Here is a 15191-nt window from a genome sequence, read left to right as displayed (position 1 = left end):
TGCGGTCTGTCTTGAACGGGGATCAGGCGGTGCGGCGCTTCGCGGTGACTTCGATCTCGACCTTCATCTCGGGTCTTGCGAGGCCAACGACGATCAGCAACGTCGCCGCGGGGCGAATGTCGCCGAGGACTTCGCCGCAGACGGCGAAGTGGGCATCCACGTCCTTTGCGTCGGTGACGTAATAGGTCGCGCGGACGATATCGGCCATCGCAAAGCCGCCCTCTTTCAGGGCAGCCTCGATGGTCTTGAAGCAGTTCCGTGACTGGCTCGTGACATCCGCCGGCATCGTCATGGTGGCGTAGTCGTAGCCGGTGGTCCCGGCGACGAAGGCGAAGTCGCCGTCGACGACAGCGCGGCTGTAGCCGACGGTCTTCTCAAGGGGCGAGCCAGTGGAAATCAGGCGGCGGGGCATAGGTACCTCGGTCCAAGCTTGATTGGGGAGTGGGTTTGGCGCGGTTTAAGGGCTTTTCGGCTGCGCGCGCAACCCCTCGCGGGGCTACCGGGATGGCCTGGCGACGTCGGAGGCCGGGGGCTCGGTGCCGCCCCAGCGGCGCAGGAGGATGTCCCGCGCGATCATGACCGAGATCATGATCAGGAGCACCGTGGTGACGGCGCTGCGGAAGCGTGGGCGCGCGCCGGCACCTGGCTCGGGAAGGCTCTCCGGCATGGCATCAAGCCACGCGCGGCACGAGCAGCGCCTTCCTGGCGCGGCCTGCCTTGGGTCTAGGCAGCGGCGTGCCAGTCGGCGCGATGATGCCCCAGGCATCGTCGAGCGCGCCCGCACGGAGTTCGAGGCCGAGCAGCCGGTCGCGCTCGAACGCGCCCGGGAGCGACAGCCCGCCGGTCTTGGCGGCCGAGAAGCCGAAGCGGGCGTAATAGGGCGCGTCGCCCAGCAAATTACCGCGCGATGGCCACGCGCCTTCGCCGCCGCGAGCGCGTGGTCCATCAGCGCAGCCCCGACGCCGAGCTGGCGGGAGGAAGCCTCCACCGCCAGCGGGCCGAGTATGAGCGCAGGGCAACCCCCTGCGCTGACGTGCCACAACCGCACGGTGCCCACCAGACGGCCCTGCGTCACCGCCGACAGGCTGAGGCCCTCGGCGGGCGCACGTCCGTCGCGCAGGCGCTGGCAGGTGCGCGTATGGCGATTGTCGCCAAAGCAGGCATCCAGCAGCGCCTCGCGCGCAGCGACGTCCGAGGCCCGCTCGCTGCGGATCGCAAACGGAGCGGCGTCAGATTTGAGGGCAATCGTGGTCTTCCGCAAAGCAGTCATGGCACGTCAGTCCCCGCTTCCACGGCAGGCAAGCCGCGCGAGGCGTTGTCTTCAAATTCGCAAATGACGGGGAGGGAGCCGGCGCACCGGCTCCCGTTATTCAAGCCTCAAACGAGGCGTCAGATGTGGTAGGTCCGCAGCGGCGGGATGCCGTTGAACGCCACCGACGAGTAGGTCGACGTATAGGCTCCGGTACCTTCGATCAGCAGCTTGTCGCCGATCTCGAGCGTCACCGGAAGCGGATACGGCAGCTTCTCGTACAGCACGTCGGCGCTGTCGCAGGTGGGCCCAGCGAGCACGCACGGCGTCATCTCCGCGCCGTCATGCGGCGTGCGGATGGCGTAGCGGATCGACTCGTCCATCGTCTCGGCGAGACCGCCGAACTTGCCGATGTCGAGATACACCCAGCGCACCTCGTCCTCGTCGCTCTTCTTGGAAATCAGAACGACTTCGGTCTCGATGATCCCGGCATTTCCGACCATGCCGCGACCCGGCTCGATGATGGTTTCCGGGATCTGGTTGCCGAAATGCTTGCGCAGCGCACGGAAGATCGACCGGCCGTATTGCACGACCGGAGGAACGTCCTTGAGGTACCTGGTCGGGAAGCCGCCGCCCATGTTGACCATGGACAGGCTGATCCCGCGCTCCGCGCAGTCCCGGAACACCGTCGAGGCCATCGCCAGCGCGCGGTCCCACGCCTTCACCTTGCGCTGCTGCGAGCCGACATGGAACGAGATGCCGCACGGCTCCAACCCTAAGCGCTTGGCGAGGTCGAGCACCTCGACCGCCATCTCCGGGTCGCAGCCGAACTTGCGCGACAGCGGCCACTCGGCGCCTGCGCAGTCATAGAGAATGCGGCAGAACACTTTGGCGCCGGGGGCGGCACGCGCGATCTTCTCGACCTCTGCGGCGCAGTCGACCGCGAACAGGCGAATGCCGAGCGCGAAGGCGCGCGCGATGTCGCGCTCCTTCTTGATCGTATTGCCATAGGAGATGCGGTCCGGGGTCGCACCGGCAGCCAGCGCCATTTCGATCTCGGCGACAGTCGCGGTGTCAAAGCAGGAGCCCATGGAGGCCAAAAGCTGCAGCACTTCGGGCGCAGGATTCGCCTTCACCGCGTAGAACACGCGGCTGTCCGGCAAGGCCTTCGCGAAGGTCTGGTAATTGTCGCGCACGACTTCGAGGTCGACCACGAGGCACGGCTCGGTGTCCTGGCCCTCGCTGCGGCGGTTACGCAGGAATTCCTGAATACGTTCGGTCATAGCACCCTCCAAACGGCCCAGCGACGGGACCCGTTCAAATTTTGATCTCGGACATGAGTGCTTCGGCGTTGTCGCACGATGGAGACGCGACAAGGCCTTGAACTCAGACCGAATTGTGCTGCCGTGGATTGGTTGGGAATTTCCCGCCCGCACACCTGGCAATGAAGGACAAGCCTTTTCAGTAGCCCGCGCCGGCGTTGGAATGCCGGTAGAGACCAAAAAAGCCCGATCCGTCGTTGCTTTAAGTCGCGTCCCCCGTTGAGAGCGGGGTGCGCCGGTTCGCCTCCGGCTGCCAGTCACGGTTGCAAAGGATGCAGAGACCTTCAACGGCATCTCTTGAGAGAGATGCTGGCCACTCGAACAGGAGCGACCCTCGGTTCTTCATCCCTTGGCGGCTGTCCGGCCTCTTGTCCGGATACCTACCGACTGACACACGACCACAGGCACGTGCGAAATTGGGCAAGGCTGGAAATAAGACTTTTGATTCTGCTTCGCAACAATTTTTTTAGGCTGGGGACAAATTTCCCCAACGTGTGCTTACAAATTGGTTCGCGGCGCGCGGGGCCGATGAACAAACATGAACGGACGTTAAGATTTCTGAAAGATGCGCGAGCGCTTCAACGCCTGTGCCGCAGCGCTTTCTTGTACGCGCGCGTCAGGCGCGCTTGAAGAACGGCTCGATGCGTTGCGCAGCGCGGATGAACGCCACCATGATCAGCACGCCGATCCCGAACAGCACCGCCTGGAGGATATGTGCGGCGGTGTCGTCGAGGCCGAACAGGATCGCGAGCGCCCAGCCGCCGGCAAACGCCGCGCCGAACACTTCGGCGCCGATCAGGATCGCCGCCGAGATGACGGTGACGACGCTCGGCCAGACGATCGCGCGGGAGGAGGTGGAAGAGGGCTGTGGGCTCATGGAAAAGGTCCTGTTCAAGGGGCGCAATCTCTCCGAAAAGGCCCGATCTATCAAGCTTAAAAGGCCCAAAAATGCCGCATCGCGTGATATAGATTGCCGCATGTTCCAGAGCGTTTTCGAGCGAAGTGGTGACCGGTTCGCGCTAAAGAAAACGCGTCAAACCAAAGTTGGAGCCCGGCCCTGATCAATCAGGGCCGAGAGGGCTCCAGAGGAAAAGACGGGATTTGTCATGTCAGAAACCCTGCAGACGGCAGCCGCTCCGGAAGCCGGAGCAAATCCACTGCTCAAGCCGTGGCAGACGCCGTTCGAGACGCCGCCTTTCGCCGAGATCGAGCCGGAGCACTTCCTGCCCGCCTTCGAGCAGGCCTTTGCCGACCATGCCGCCGAGATCGCGGCGATCACCCATGATCCCACCCTGCCGGACTTCGCCAACACCATCACGGCGCTGGAGCGCTCCGGCAAGCTGCTCTCCAAGGTCGCAGCCGTGTTCTACGACCTGGTTTCGGCGCACTCCAATCCGGCGATTCTCGAGATCGACAAGGAAGTCTCCTTGCGGATGGCGCGGCACTGGAACCCGATCATGATGAACGCGGTGCTGTTCGGCCGCATCGCGATGCTGCACGAGAAGCGCGCCGCGCTCGCCCTGACGGCTGAGCAGACGCGGCTCCTGGAGCGCACCTACACCAACTTCTACCGCGCTGGCGCCGGCCTCGACGAGGTTGCCAAGAAGCGGCGGGCCGAGATCAACGAGCGGCTGGCCCAGCTCGGCACCTCGTTCAGCCACCATCTGCTTGGCGACGAGCAGGACTGGTTCATGGAGCTCGGTGACGACGACACCGCCGGCCTTCCCGAGGCCTTTGTCGCCGCGGCCAGGGCGACTGCGGAAGAGCGGGGCATGGCCGGCAAGGCGATCGTGACGCTGTCGCGCTCCTCGGTCGAGCCGTTCCTGAAGGGCTCGTCGCGCCGCGACCTGCGCGAGAAGCTCTTCAAGGCCTTCACCGCGCGTGGCGACAATGGCAACGCCAACGACAACAACGCCACCGTGGTGGAGATCCTCGCGCTGCGCGAGGAGGCCGCCAAGATCATGGGCTTTCCGACCTACGCCGCCTACCGGCTGGAGGATTCCATGGCCAAGACGCCGGAGGCGGTGCGCGGCCTGCTGGAGCGGGTCTGGAAGCCGGCCCGGACGCGAGCGCTTGCCGACCGCGACGCCCTGCAGGAGCTGATCACAGAGGAGGGCGGCAATTTCAGTCTCGCCCCCTGGGACTGGCGCTACTACGCCGAGAAGCTTCGCCAGCGCCGCGCCGATTTCGACGACGCTGCCATAAAGCCCTATCTCGTCCTCGACCACATGATCGAGGCCGCCTTCGACTGCGCCACCCGGCTGTTCGGGATTACCTTCTCCGAGCGCAAGGATATCCCGGTCTGGCATCCGGACGTCCGGGTCTGGGAGGTCAGGGATGCCGACGGCAAGCACAAGGCGCTGTTCTACGGCGATTACTTTGCCAGGCCCTCGAAGCGCTCGGGCGCCTGGATGACCTCGCTGCGCGACCAGCAGAAGCTCGATGGCGAGATCGCCCCGCTGATCATCAATGTCTGCAACTTCGCCAAAGGCGCGGGTGGCGAGCCGTCGCTGCTGTCGCCGGACGATGCGCGCACGCTGTTCCATGAGTTCGGCCATGGCCTGCACGGCATGCTGTCCAACGTGACCTATCCCTCGCTGTCGGGGACGTCGGTGTTCACCGACTTCGTAGAGCTGCCCTCGCAGCTCTACGAGCACTGGCAGGAGCAGCCGCAGGTGCTGCGGCAGTTCGCAAAGCACTACCAGACCGGCGAGCCGCTGCCGGACGACCTGCTGGCCCGCTTCCTCGCCGCCCGCAAGTTCAACCAGGGCTTTGCCACCGTGGAGTTCGTCTCCTCGGCGCTGATCGACCTCGAGTTCCATACCCAGCCGGCCGAGGCCAGCCGGGATGTCTCGGCGTTCGAGAAGGCGGAGCTCGAGAAGATCGGCATGCCCGCGGAAATCGCGCTGCGGCACCGGCCCACGCAGTTCGGCCATATCTTTTCCGGCGATCATTATGCGTCCGGCTATTACAGCTACATGTGGTCGGAAGTGATGGACGCTGATGCGTTCGGCGCCTTCGAGGAGGCTGGCGACATCTTCGATCCCGCCACGGCAAAACGCCTGCATGACGACATCTATTCGTCGGGCGGCTCGCGCGAGCCGGAAGAGGCCTATGTCGCGTTCCGAGGCCGCGAGCCGGAAGCCGACGCGCTGTTGCGCCGGCGGGGACTGCTCGAAGCAACACCGGCGGCCTGAGGTGACAGCAACGATGCACAGGTTACTCGGTTTGCTTCTCCTGACTGCCGGCATCGTGCTCGGCACGGCCACGGCCGAGGCGCATCCGCATGTCTGGATCACCGCCAAGAGCGAGGTGGTCTACGCGTCCGACGGCTCGATCACGGGCGTCCGCCACGCCTGGACGTTTGACGAAATGTTCACCACCTACGCGCTGCAGGGGCTCGCGACCAAGACCAAGGGGGTCTACACCCGCGAAGAGCTGGCGCCGCTGGCCCAGACCAATGTCGAGTCGCTGAAGGAGTTTAACTTCTTCACCTTCGCCAAGGCCGACGGCAAGAAGGAGAAGTTTGTCGAGCCGGTCGATTACTTCCTCGAATACAAGGACAACGAACTGACGCTGCATTTCATGCTGCCGCTCAAGACGCCGTTCAAGGCGAAGCAGACGGCGCTTGAAGTCTTCGACCCGTCCTACTTCATCGACTTCAAATTCGACGACAAGGATCCGATCAAGCTCAACGGTGCGCCCGCCGCCTGCAAGATGCAGTTCCAGCGACCGAACGACGGCACCGCCAATGCGCAGCGCCTCAACGAAAACAATTTCATGAACGGCGACAATTCCAACTATGGCGCGATGTTCGCCAACAAGATCATGGTTGATTGCCCGTGAGGCGGACGCCTGCAGGCCTCGCGCAAGGCATAACGGTCGCACTTGCCGCGCTTGCGGCCGTCATGGTGTTCGACGCGGCCGTGCACGCGTTGATGGCGCAGAATCCGTTCGGCGGCTCGCGGCCTCCCGCCGAGCCGCAGGTCGGCGGCATCATCGGGTGGATTCTCGCGAAACAGTCCGAATTCTATCGCGAGATGTCGGCGACCATCCGCGCGGCGAAGTCGGATGGCAGCGCGGTCTGGACGCTGCTTGGGATTTCCTTTGCCTACGGCATCTTTCACGCCGCCGGGCCCGGCCACGGCAAGGCGGTGATCTCGTCCTACCTCGTCGCCAACGAGGAAACCGCGCGGCGCGGCATCGTGCTGTCGTTCGCCTCGGCGCTGTTGCAGGCGCTGGTGGCGGTGGCGCTGGTTGCGGTTCTCGCCTGGCTGCTCTCCTCTACCGCCAAGACGATGTGCTCCGCGGAGAAGGCGATCGAGATCGCAAGCTATGCCCTGATCGCGGCGTTCGGCGCCCGGCTGGTCTGGACCAAGGGCGGCGGTTTTATGCGCGCGCTGCAAGCGAAGCCGGCGCCTGCGATGGCGCATCATCATCATGATCATGGCCACGATCACGGACATGACCACGGTCACCACCATGATCATGCTCATGGCCACGACCATGTTCACGACGAGCATTGCGGTCATTCCCATGGGCCGACGCCGGATCAACTCGCCGGTCCCGGCGGCTGGCAACGCGGTCTGGGCGCGATCTTCGCCGTGGGCATGCGGCCCTGCTCGGGCGCGATCCTGGTGCTGGTGTTTTCGCTGGCGCAGGGGCTGTTCTGGGCCGGCATCGCCGCGACCTTCGTGATGGGGCTCGGCACCGCGATCACGGTCGCGACCATCGCCGTCGTTGCCGTGTCCGCCAAGGGGCTCGCCCGCAGGCTCAGCGCAGGAAGCGAAGGCGGCGGCACGCTGATCATGCGCGGCATCGAATTCGGCGCGGCCGGCTTGGTGCTGCTGTTCGGCCTCGGCCTGTTGTTCGGCTACCTCGCCGCCGAACGCGCGACGTGTTTGTAACCAGTAGCCCGGGTGAAGCGTAGCGAAACCCGGGGCCGTAGAGTCCGCGGGCGCACCAGTCCCGGATTGCGCTGCGCTCCATCCGGGCTACAAGCGGCGTGACGCTTGGTTTGCGTCGACGATTCCGGCGCGAACGGCCGCTTACGAACGAACCCGAGATCGGTTTCAATCATAATACGCGCCCAGATGCCGCATGCCGCGCATCGCGTCTATCGATGCACTCGTCACGCTCTTTGCAGCGTATGACGAATGTAAGAAGTCGTTACAGTGCAGGCACTTTCGATAGGTTCGCGGCTTCGGATCCCAGGTCCGGATGCACGGTTCGGTCAGGCTGGAATCATGGAGCCGGCGATGTGTGATGTCCGCGCCACAGCATTCAACTCTGGAATGTGTAGATCGTTGTTCCGGGACCGTTCAAATACCTCAGAGGAACTAACATGAAGAGCTTTCTACTTGGAACGGCAGCACTGGCGACGCTGTGTCTGTCGCTTCCGGCGCTTGCCGCCGATCTTCCCGCCCGCGTGACCAAGGCACCCGCCTTGATCGCGGCGGCGGCCTACGACTGGTCCGGTTTCTATCTCGGCGTTCACGCGGGCTATACATTCGGTGAAGACGACAACATCTCCACGACCGGACAGGCCGCGGCGAACATCGCCAATGTCGCGGGCGGCGCACGCCCGGGACAGGTTCGTATCGATCGCGACGGCTTCATCGGCGGTGGTCAGGCCGGTTACAACTGGCAACTCACGCCGAACTGGGTGATGGGTCTGGAAACCGACATCTCCTATGTCGACATTCGCAATGATACGAATGTCGTGACGATCCCGCTGAACGGGATCGGCACGCTCAACAATAATTTCCGCACGCGCATGGAATATTTCGGCACCGTGCGCGGCCGCATCGGTTACGCTTGGGATCGCACCCTGGTCTATGCGACGGGTGGTCTTGCCTATGCGGATATCGAGAACAGCGTCGCGTTCTTCGGTCCCGCAGGACAGTTCCAGTTCGCAGGCAACAATCGCCGTACCGAAACCGGTTACACCGTCGGCGCCGGCATCGAGCACGCATTTGCTTCAAACTGGACCGTGAAGGCGGAATATCTGTACTACGATTTCAGGGACGAGACGGTGAACGTTGCCGTCATTCCCGGCGGCGGTGGCGGTGGCACCGGCTACAACAGCCGTTTTGAAAACGATGGCCACATCGTGCGCGCCGGCCTGAACTACAAGTTCGGTGCAATGGGTATCAGGTAGTCCCTGGTCCGCGATATCGACAACGAAAAGCCCGGCTTTGCGCCGGGCTTTTTTGTAGTAATCCGTCTAGTGGTCGTAGCCCGGGTGAAGCGCCGCGTAACCCGGGGCCGTAGAGCCTGCGGGCGCACCAGTCCCGGATTGCGCTGCGCTCCATCCGGGCTACAAGCAGCCGGCTTTATCATACTGGCCCGGTAAGCTATCCATTGCCCGAACACGCATATCCGGGAGTCCCGATGTCACGCGAACAATTCTGGTTCTTTCACCCGTTCCGGGTGCGCTATTCCGAAATCGACGGCCAGGGCGTCGTCTTCAACGCGCATTACCTGACCTATTTCGACACCACCATCACCGAATATTTTCGGGCGCTCGGTTACGATCAGTATGCCGACGCCAAGCAGACGGGCGAGGATTTCCACGTCGTCAAATCGGTCATCGAATACAAGGCGCCGGTCCGGTTCGACTGGGAACTGGACGTTGGTGCGCGCGTGGCGCGGATCGGCAATTCAAGCCTCACCTTCGAACTCGCGATCTTCCTGAAGGGCGGCAATGAGGCGCTCGTGACCGGTGAGATCGTCTGGGTCAATACCAACCAGGAAACCCATCGCCCGGTCCCGATATCGAAATCGATCCGGGACCTGATCGCGGCGCGGGAACATCATCTCGGCGCATAATCCTGCGGTTGATTAGCCAGCAGCGTCAGTCGAATCGCGCCGTTGCAGTCTTGCCGTCCGGTGCGGTGAGTTGGACCGCTCCCTTGAACTTGGCCGGCAGGGCCGTGGCCGCTGTTCCGCTCAGCACGTTCTTTTCCGATGGTGCGAGCGTGATGCGTTCGGTCTTTCCTCCCAGATTGAAGATAGCGACGCCCTTGAAGCCCTTCGGATCAACCGGCTTGTCGTTTTCGCCAATGAGGAAGATTTCAACCGTCTTATCCTTCGCGACGAGTTCCGCATGGTAAGGGCCGGCATCGACGACACGCCCGCCATGTGAAGCTTTCGGCTCGTGCGCGTAGGCGGGCAGGGCGGCCAGCAGGGCAACACCGAGAGTGAGATATCTGAACTTCATGCGCAGTCTCCTTTGGGAAGATAGGAACGATCAATAAGAGTGCGAAGCAGCATGATCTGCGAGTTGCTCCTCGGATTGCCGTTGCATCAGGCGCATCAGCGGCTTCCTGCCGAACGTGAGGAACAGCACAGGCGTGATCAGGGCATCGAGCAATGTCGCGCTGGCAAGTCCGCCGAAGATCGTCACGGCGACGGGGTGCAATATCTCCTTGCCCGGCTCGTCGGCCGCGATCAGCAGCGGCAGCAGCGCCAGCCCCGCGGACAGCGCGGTCATCAGGACGGGCGTCATGCGCTCGAGGCTTCCGCGGATGACAAGCTGTGGCCCGAACTCCATCTGCTCGCGCAAGGCGAGATTGATGTAGTGGCTGATCTTGAGAATGCCGTTGCGTGTCGCGATCCCCGTGAGGGTTATGAAGCCAATCATACTGGCGACAGATAGCGGCTGGTCGGTCAGCGCCAGCGCCGCTACCGAGCCGATCAGTGCCAGCGGTACGCCGCCCATAATGATCAGGGCCAGCACGGCGGAGCGGTAGCGGCTGTAGAGAATTGCGAAGATCAGCGCGAGTGAAAGAACCGAAAGGATACCGATTCTGAGGCTGGCTTCCTCCTGGGCCTGGAATGTGCCTTCAAGGCTCGCGGTGACGCCCTGCGGCAGGCTCGCCGCATCCAGTTCTGTGCGAATGCGCCGCACGATCTCCGCCATGTCGGTCTTGCCGTCCGAGTTCGCGAGTATGACGATGCGCCTGCGGCCGTTCTCTCTCAGGATCTGATTTGGCCCATCGGTCTCCTTCACGTCCGCGATCTGACGCGCCGGGATCCACCCCGACGGGGTCTTGATCAGGAGGTCGCCGAGCTTCTCCGTCGTGCGAAGGCGGTCGGGCAGCCTCATGACGACGTCGTAGCGCCTGTAGCCGTCGACCACGCGCGAGATGACGCGCCCGCTCGACAGGCGTGACAACTGATCGGTCACGGCGCCCGGCTGCACGCCGTACAAAGCGGCCCGCGTATAATCGACGCGGATTTCGAGTTGCGGGATGCGCACCTGCTTTTCAACCTGCAGGTCCTGGATGCCTTCGATCTTCGAAAGTCGCTGACGGAGTTCTTCCGCACTGTTTCGCAGCGTGTCGAGGTCGTCGCCGAACAGTTTCAGGGCGAGCTCGGCGCGGACGCCCGAGAGCAGATGATCGAGCCGGTGCGATATCGGCTGCCCGACATTGACCGAGAGCGGCAGCACCGAAAGCCGGGAGCGTATGTCCGCGACGATCTCGGGCTTCGGCCGCGGCGAGGGCTTGAGATCGACTTCGAGGTCGGACGAATGGATGCCTTCCGCGTGTTCATCCAGTTCCGCGCGCCCCGTGCGCCTTCCGACGCTGATCACCTCAGGCACATCGAGCAGAAGGCGTTCAGCGATCGACCCCACCCGGGTCGATTCGGAAAGTGAAACGCCGGGGTTGAACGCGATATTGATCGTGAACGTACCTTCGTTGAAGGCCGGAAGGAACGCGCGCTTCAGGCCAAGTGCGCCCGCACCGGCACCCAGCACCGCCAGCGCCGTCACGCCCAGCAGCAATCCCTTGTGAGCGAAAGCAAACCCGAGCGCCGCATGGTTCGCGGATTTGAGCTTGCGGACGAGCCAGCTCTCCCGTTCTGCGAGGCGTTTCATCCCCGGCAGCAGGTAATAGGCCATGACAGGGGTGAGGGTGATCGAAACGAGCAGGCTCGCGAGGATCGAGATGATGTAGGCGTGACCGAGCGGCGCGAACAGCCGGCCCTCGATGCCCGACAGCGCAAACAGCGGCACGAACACGAGGACAATGATCATCGTGGCGTAGACGATGCCCGATCGCACTTCGTTGGATGCCGAAACCACCACGTCGAACACGGACCGGGGATTGCCTTGCTCCCTGTTCTCGCGCAGCCGGCGGAAGATATTTTCGACATCGACGACGGCGTCATCGACCAGTTCGCCGATGGCGATCGCAAGGCCGCCCAGGGTCATCGTGTTGATCGACAGGCCAAGCAGCTTGAAGATGATGGCCGTGGTCAGGATCGAGACCGGGATCGCGGTGAGCGAAATGGCCGTCGTGCGCCAGTTGAGAAGAAACGCGAACAGGATGACGGCCACGACAAGGGCGGCTTCGAACAGCACCCGCTCCACGTTCTGGATCGAGTTTTCGATGAAACTGGCCTGCCTGAATATGATCTCGGTGGCTTTCACGCCGGACGGCAGGCTTGGCTCCAGCTCCGCGAGCGTCTGCGTGATCTGCCGCGTCAGTTGCACCGTGTCGACATTGGGCTGCTTCTCGACCGAGACGATCACGGCGGGCTTGCTCATATAGCCCGCGTCGCCGCGCTTGACCTTGGGCGAAAATTCAACGTTCGCTACCTGCCGCAGCAGGATGGGGCGTCCCTCGATGGTGGTAACGACGATGTTGCGCAGGTCTTCCAGGCTCGTCGTGCGTCCGATGTTTCGGATGAGGAATTCGCGGGCATTCTGGTCGGTGAAACCGCCGCCTGTGTTGGTGCCGAATTGCCTTAGGGCCTGCTCGATTTGCTCATAGCCCACGCCGAGCGCGCGCAACGCGGAAGGCAGCGGCGCAATCCGGTACTGACGGACCTCGCCGCCGATCGGGATCACCTGCGCGACGCCAGGTATCGCGAGCACCCGGGGCCTGATCGTGAAATCGGCGATCTCGCGCACCTCCATCGGCGATGCCGTCTTCGACGTTACCGCGATCAGGAGAATCTGGCCCATGATCGAACTGATCGGGCCGATCTGCGGCGTGACGTTCAAGGGCAGCTGGCTCTGCACTTGCGCGAGACGTTCCGCGACCAGCTGACGGTTGCGGAAGATATCGGTTCCCCAATCGAACTCCACGTAGACGATCGAAAGCCCGATGCCCGAGACCGATCGTACCCGGCTGACGCCGGGCACGCCGTTCATCTGGGTTTCGATCGGGAAGCTGACGAGCTGCTCGACTTCCGGCGGGGCGTAGCCTTCGGATTCCGTCATGATGGTAACGGTCGGACGGTTGAGGTCCGGGAACACATCGACGGGCAACTGGCGCGCGGTATAGGCGCCCAGAAGAACCAGGATGCCCGCCATCGCAAGAACGAGAAGGCGGTTGCGGAGCGAGGCGCTGACCAGGAATGTGAACATGAGCGTGTCCCTTCAGCGTACGTGATCGAGAAGGTCCGCGCCTTGCGACACGATCCGCTTGCCGGGCGTGAAGCCGGACACGATCAGCACACGATCGCCGTCGAGAGGCTCCGTGCGCACGCTCCTTGCCATGAACCGCTCGGGCGCTGTGTGCTCGTACACAAAATCCTGGCCGTTTGAGCCGCGGACGACGCTGCCGCGCGGCACCGCGAGGCCCTCCTTCGTTTCGTCGGTCGTGACCAGCACGGTCAGGAACTGGCCGGCCCTGAGGCCTGCCGTGTCGCCCGTCACGGCGAAATGCACCGGCACCGATTGGCTGCGATCGGCGAAGCCGGTGCCCTGATAGACGAGGTCGTAATTCCTGCCGGTATACGTCGACGCCCGCGCGCCGCGGGACGGTTCGAGGCTCTCGAAGCTCAGCGCCTCGACCCACAGCCGCGAGGGATCGATGATGTTGAAGACGATGGAGCTCGGCTGAACGATCTGGCCTGCCACGGCGCTGCCTTCGGCGATCACGCCGGCAACCGGCGCGATCAGCGCTTCGGGCTCGCGGCGCGACTTATCAATCGATGCGCGCCGTTCGCGAAGCCCTTCCAGTTCGAGCCGCGTGTCCTCGAGTTGGGTCCGCGATATCGCGCCCGACGGCGCGAGCTGCTCGTAACGCGCGTATCTGCGCTCAACAATCGAGATCTGCTGATCGAGTTCGCCCTGGCGCTGCCGCATGTCCGAAACATCGATCGCCGCAATAGGCGGCGTGACATAGCCGAGGATGTCGCCTTGCTTCACCCGCGTGCCCAATCGGGGAAAGCCGCCCGGCGGTGCAGAAAGACGGCCGCCGACGGCGGATTGCACATACCCGCTGGCGTTGGGATCGGGAATGATCCTCCCCGGAAGTTCAGTGATTTTCTTGTGCTCCGCGTTTTCGGCGACCAGCGTCCGCACCGCAAATATCCGCTGCACCGTCTTGGGCACAAAAACCGCGGCATCCGGAAGGCGCTGGGCGCGCTCGCCCGAGACGGTGCTGATGGCGATTTTCGCCTTTTCTTCCTCATGGCCATGGCCTTCATGCATCGCCGGCTCGCGCGCGCCCATGAGTAGAGGAAGGATTGCAACAAGGGCTGCCGCCCTGCGCCGACCGCGCAGTGCAATGGCGGAGAGCAGCGCCCCGATGAATGCGCCGCCCAGGACAAGAAGAACCGAAACCTTGCTGATATGCTCGCCGGCAGCCGCTTCCTGTTGTGCGACGCTTTGCGTGGCGCCTGGCGCCGTCTGAATCGTCAGCGGCAAAATGTCAGTGCTATCTCCCGCCGTAACCGTGAAAATCAGGTCCGCACGTCCGCTCTTTGCCAGCCACGGCGCTGCCACCCGGTATGTGCCGTCGGCACCCGCCACGGCTTTTACGGGACCTCCAGGGGATTCGACTTCAATCGTTGCGCCGGTCACCGGCTCGTTGGTGGCGAACCGGTCGAGATAGATCTCGAGATTTTCGCCGCGGACAATCGCGACGATCTCGAACGCGTCGGAATCGGCCTCGCCGCGTGGCAGCGCGCCTGTCGAGACGGGCGGCTGTTCCCCGTGGTCATGACCCTCGTGGGCGGAAGCGGGGGCAATCGCAGCGCATAGAACTGCGGTCACCGCGAGAGCACGCAGGGCACGCCCGAAATGGGAAAGCATACTGGTAGTCCTTCAATCTGAATTGCCGTCGCCTGCGGGCAGCCCACGGCATGCCTCGCAAACACACTGTTCGGTTGGATTCAGACGAAGTGTTTGGGAGGCCGCCTGAGCGACTCAGGCTCGCGGTCCGGCCATACCTGTGACGGCACGAACGCAACACGCGTTATCGACCGGGGAAACGGGACGAACTCCACGGCGCTCGGCAACCCGGCCGCGCAGCAGGCGGCACATGCGGACAAGCAGCAGTCGCCGGTACAATTCCGGTCCGAAGCCGGCGGCATCTTGTCCTGCTTCCATTGAGGCTGCTGCAACGATGCAGACCTGGCCGACCGTGCGGATTCATGAAGAACGGCTTGAGATGCGACCTGGCTCTGGCCGCCATGAACTGATGCCTGGTGCTGATGGCCGATATGGGCCTTGGCAACAGACGGCGCGAACGAAAGCACGATCAGGACGATCGCCGCTCCCAGAATTCGCATGATCAGTTGCTTCAGCATGATGGCTCTATTGTAGCACAGGTATTCCCTAGATATCGCCGGGGAACCGGGAATTCAAGGTCCTCCGG

The 15191-nt window shown here is 63.4% G+C and carries 13 protein-coding genes and 1 pseudogene; 5 read left to right on the top strand and 9 right to left on the bottom strand.

The genetic code is table 11. The annotated features are described in order from the left end of the window. Positions 1-22: 22 nt before the first annotated feature. The 5 genes and pseudogenes from IVB05_RS38390 to IVB05_RS38370 all read right to left on the bottom strand — a co-directional run bounded on the left by IVB05_RS38390 (position 23) and on the right by IVB05_RS38370 (position 3448). On the bottom strand, positions 23-412 hold the full coding sequence (locus IVB05_RS38390; RefSeq protein ID WP_247781289.1) for a RidA family protein: 390 nt from the start codon (positions 410-412) through the stop codon (positions 23-25). An 84-nt stretch (positions 413-496) separates the two neighbouring features. Next, entirely contained in the window at positions 497-667 is a 171-nt protein-coding gene (locus IVB05_RS38385) for a hypothetical protein (protein ID WP_247781288.1), read from the bottom strand. 4 nt (positions 668-671) lie between these two features. Next, positions 672-1270: pseudogene (locus IVB05_RS38380) on the bottom strand (N-acetyltransferase). 119 nt (positions 1271-1389) lie between these two features. Beyond that, positions 1390-2532 carry a type III PLP-dependent enzyme gene (locus tag IVB05_RS38375; protein WP_247781287.1) on the bottom strand — a complete coding sequence of 381 codons (1143 nt, stop codon included), beginning with the start codon at positions 2530-2532 and terminating at the stop codon, positions 1390-1392. Between the two features lie 655 nt (positions 2533-3187). Continuing rightward, positions 3188-3448 carry a hypothetical protein gene (locus IVB05_RS38370; RefSeq protein ID WP_247781286.1) on the bottom strand — a complete coding sequence of 87 codons (261 nt, stop codon included), beginning with the start codon at positions 3446-3448 and terminating at the stop codon, positions 3188-3190. A 229-nt stretch (positions 3449-3677) separates the two neighbouring features. Between IVB05_RS38370 and IVB05_RS38365 the strand changes: the two genes are divergently transcribed. From IVB05_RS38365 to IVB05_RS38345, 5 genes are all read left to right on the top strand, one after another. After that, positions 3678-5768: a M3 family metallopeptidase gene (locus IVB05_RS38365; protein ID WP_247781285.1), complete on the top strand. Its 2091-nt coding sequence runs from the start codon at positions 3678-3680 to the stop codon at positions 5766-5768. A 13-nt stretch (positions 5769-5781) separates the two neighbouring features. Then, positions 5782-6417 (top strand): DUF1007 family protein, encoded by a 636-nt coding sequence (locus IVB05_RS38360; protein WP_247781284.1) that lies wholly within the window; start codon positions 5782-5784, stop codon positions 6415-6417. 62 nt (positions 6418-6479) lie between these two features. After that, a complete protein-coding gene (locus IVB05_RS38355) occupies positions 6480-7478 on the top strand; it encodes a nickel/cobalt transporter (protein ID WP_247787295.1) in 999 nt (332 codons plus the stop codon). A 437-nt stretch (positions 7479-7915) separates the two neighbouring features. Next, positions 7916-8731 (top strand): outer membrane protein, encoded by an 816-nt coding sequence (locus IVB05_RS38350; protein ID WP_247781283.1) that lies wholly within the window; start codon positions 7916-7918, stop codon positions 8729-8731. A gap of 233 nt (positions 8732-8964) precedes the next feature. After that, on the top strand, positions 8965-9402 hold the full coding sequence (locus IVB05_RS38345; protein WP_247781282.1) for a thioesterase family protein: 438 nt from the start codon (positions 8965-8967) through the stop codon (positions 9400-9402). 25 nt (positions 9403-9427) lie between these two features. On the opposite strand, the gene IVB05_RS38340 is transcribed toward IVB05_RS38345, so the two are convergent. The 4 genes from IVB05_RS38340 to IVB05_RS38325 all read right to left on the bottom strand — a co-directional run bounded on the left by IVB05_RS38340 (position 9428) and on the right by IVB05_RS38325 (position 15123). Next, on the bottom strand, positions 9428-9793 hold the full coding sequence (locus IVB05_RS38340) for a hypothetical protein (RefSeq protein ID WP_247781281.1): 366 nt from the start codon (positions 9791-9793) through the stop codon (positions 9428-9430). 30 nt (positions 9794-9823) lie between these two features. After that, positions 9824-12952, bottom strand: coding sequence for an efflux RND transporter permease subunit (locus IVB05_RS38335; RefSeq protein WP_247781280.1), 3129 nt, complete (start codon positions 12950-12952; stop codon positions 9824-9826). A gap of 12 nt (positions 12953-12964) precedes the next feature. After that, on the bottom strand, positions 12965-14626 hold the full coding sequence (locus tag IVB05_RS38330) for an HlyD family efflux transporter periplasmic adaptor subunit (RefSeq protein WP_247781279.1): 1662 nt from the start codon (positions 14624-14626) through the stop codon (positions 12965-12967). 80 nt (positions 14627-14706) lie between these two features. Further along, positions 14707-15123 carry a hypothetical protein gene (locus tag IVB05_RS38325; RefSeq protein ID WP_247781278.1) on the bottom strand — a complete coding sequence of 139 codons (417 nt, stop codon included), beginning with the start codon at positions 15121-15123 and terminating at the stop codon, positions 14707-14709. Positions 15124-15191: the final 68 nt, after the last annotated feature.

It is taken from the genome of Bradyrhizobium sp. 170, assembly GCF_023101085.1.
Taxonomy (GTDB): domain Bacteria; phylum Pseudomonadota; class Alphaproteobacteria; order Rhizobiales; family Xanthobacteraceae; genus Bradyrhizobium.
The sequence above is the reverse complement of the archived record's forward strand: the minus strand, read 5'-3'. Positions and strand labels throughout refer to the sequence as shown.

What these genes read in the sequence shown, in the direction of transcription:
- IVB05_RS38370 (WP_247781286.1), bottom strand. Translation starts at nt 3,448, where the DNA reads ATGAGCCCACAGCCCTCTTCCACCTCCTCCCGCGCGATCGTCTGGCCG.
- IVB05_RS38360 (WP_247781284.1), top strand. Translation starts at nt 5,782, where the DNA reads ATGCACAGGTTACTCGGTTTGCTTCTCCTGACTGCCGGCATCGTGCTC.
- IVB05_RS38350 (WP_247781283.1), top strand. Translation starts at nt 7,916, where the DNA reads ATGAAGAGCTTTCTACTTGGAACGGCAGCACTGGCGACGCTGTGTCTG.
- IVB05_RS38385 (WP_247781288.1), bottom strand. Translation starts at nt 667, where the DNA reads ATGCCGGAGAGCCTTCCCGAGCCAGGTGCCGGCGCGCGCCCACGCTTC.
- IVB05_RS38335 (WP_247781280.1), bottom strand. Translation starts at nt 12,952, where the DNA reads ATGTTCACATTCCTGGTCAGCGCCTCGCTCCGCAACCGCCTTCTCGTT.
- IVB05_RS38330 (WP_247781279.1), bottom strand. Translation starts at nt 14,626, where the DNA reads ATGCTTTCCCATTTCGGGCGTGCCCTGCGTGCTCTCGCGGTGACCGCA.
- IVB05_RS38355 (WP_247787295.1), top strand. Translation starts at nt 6,480, where the DNA reads ATGGTGTTCGACGCGGCCGTGCACGCGTTGATGGCGCAGAATCCGTTC.
- IVB05_RS38345 (WP_247781282.1), top strand. Translation starts at nt 8,965, where the DNA reads ATGTCACGCGAACAATTCTGGTTCTTTCACCCGTTCCGGGTGCGCTAT.
- IVB05_RS38390 (WP_247781289.1), bottom strand. Translation starts at nt 412, where the DNA reads ATGCCCCGCCGCCTGATTTCCACTGGCTCGCCCCTTGAGAAGACCGTC.
- IVB05_RS38375 (WP_247781287.1), bottom strand. Translation starts at nt 2,532, where the DNA reads ATGACCGAACGTATTCAGGAATTCCTGCGTAACCGCCGCAGCGAGGGC.
- IVB05_RS38340 (WP_247781281.1), bottom strand. Translation starts at nt 9,793, where the DNA reads ATGAAGTTCAGATATCTCACTCTCGGTGTTGCCCTGCTGGCCGCCCTG.
- IVB05_RS38365 (WP_247781285.1), top strand. Translation starts at nt 3,678, where the DNA reads ATGTCAGAAACCCTGCAGACGGCAGCCGCTCCGGAAGCCGGAGCAAAT.
- IVB05_RS38325 (WP_247781278.1), bottom strand. Translation starts at nt 15,123, where the DNA reads ATGCTGAAGCAACTGATCATGCGAATTCTGGGAGCGGCGATCGTCCTG.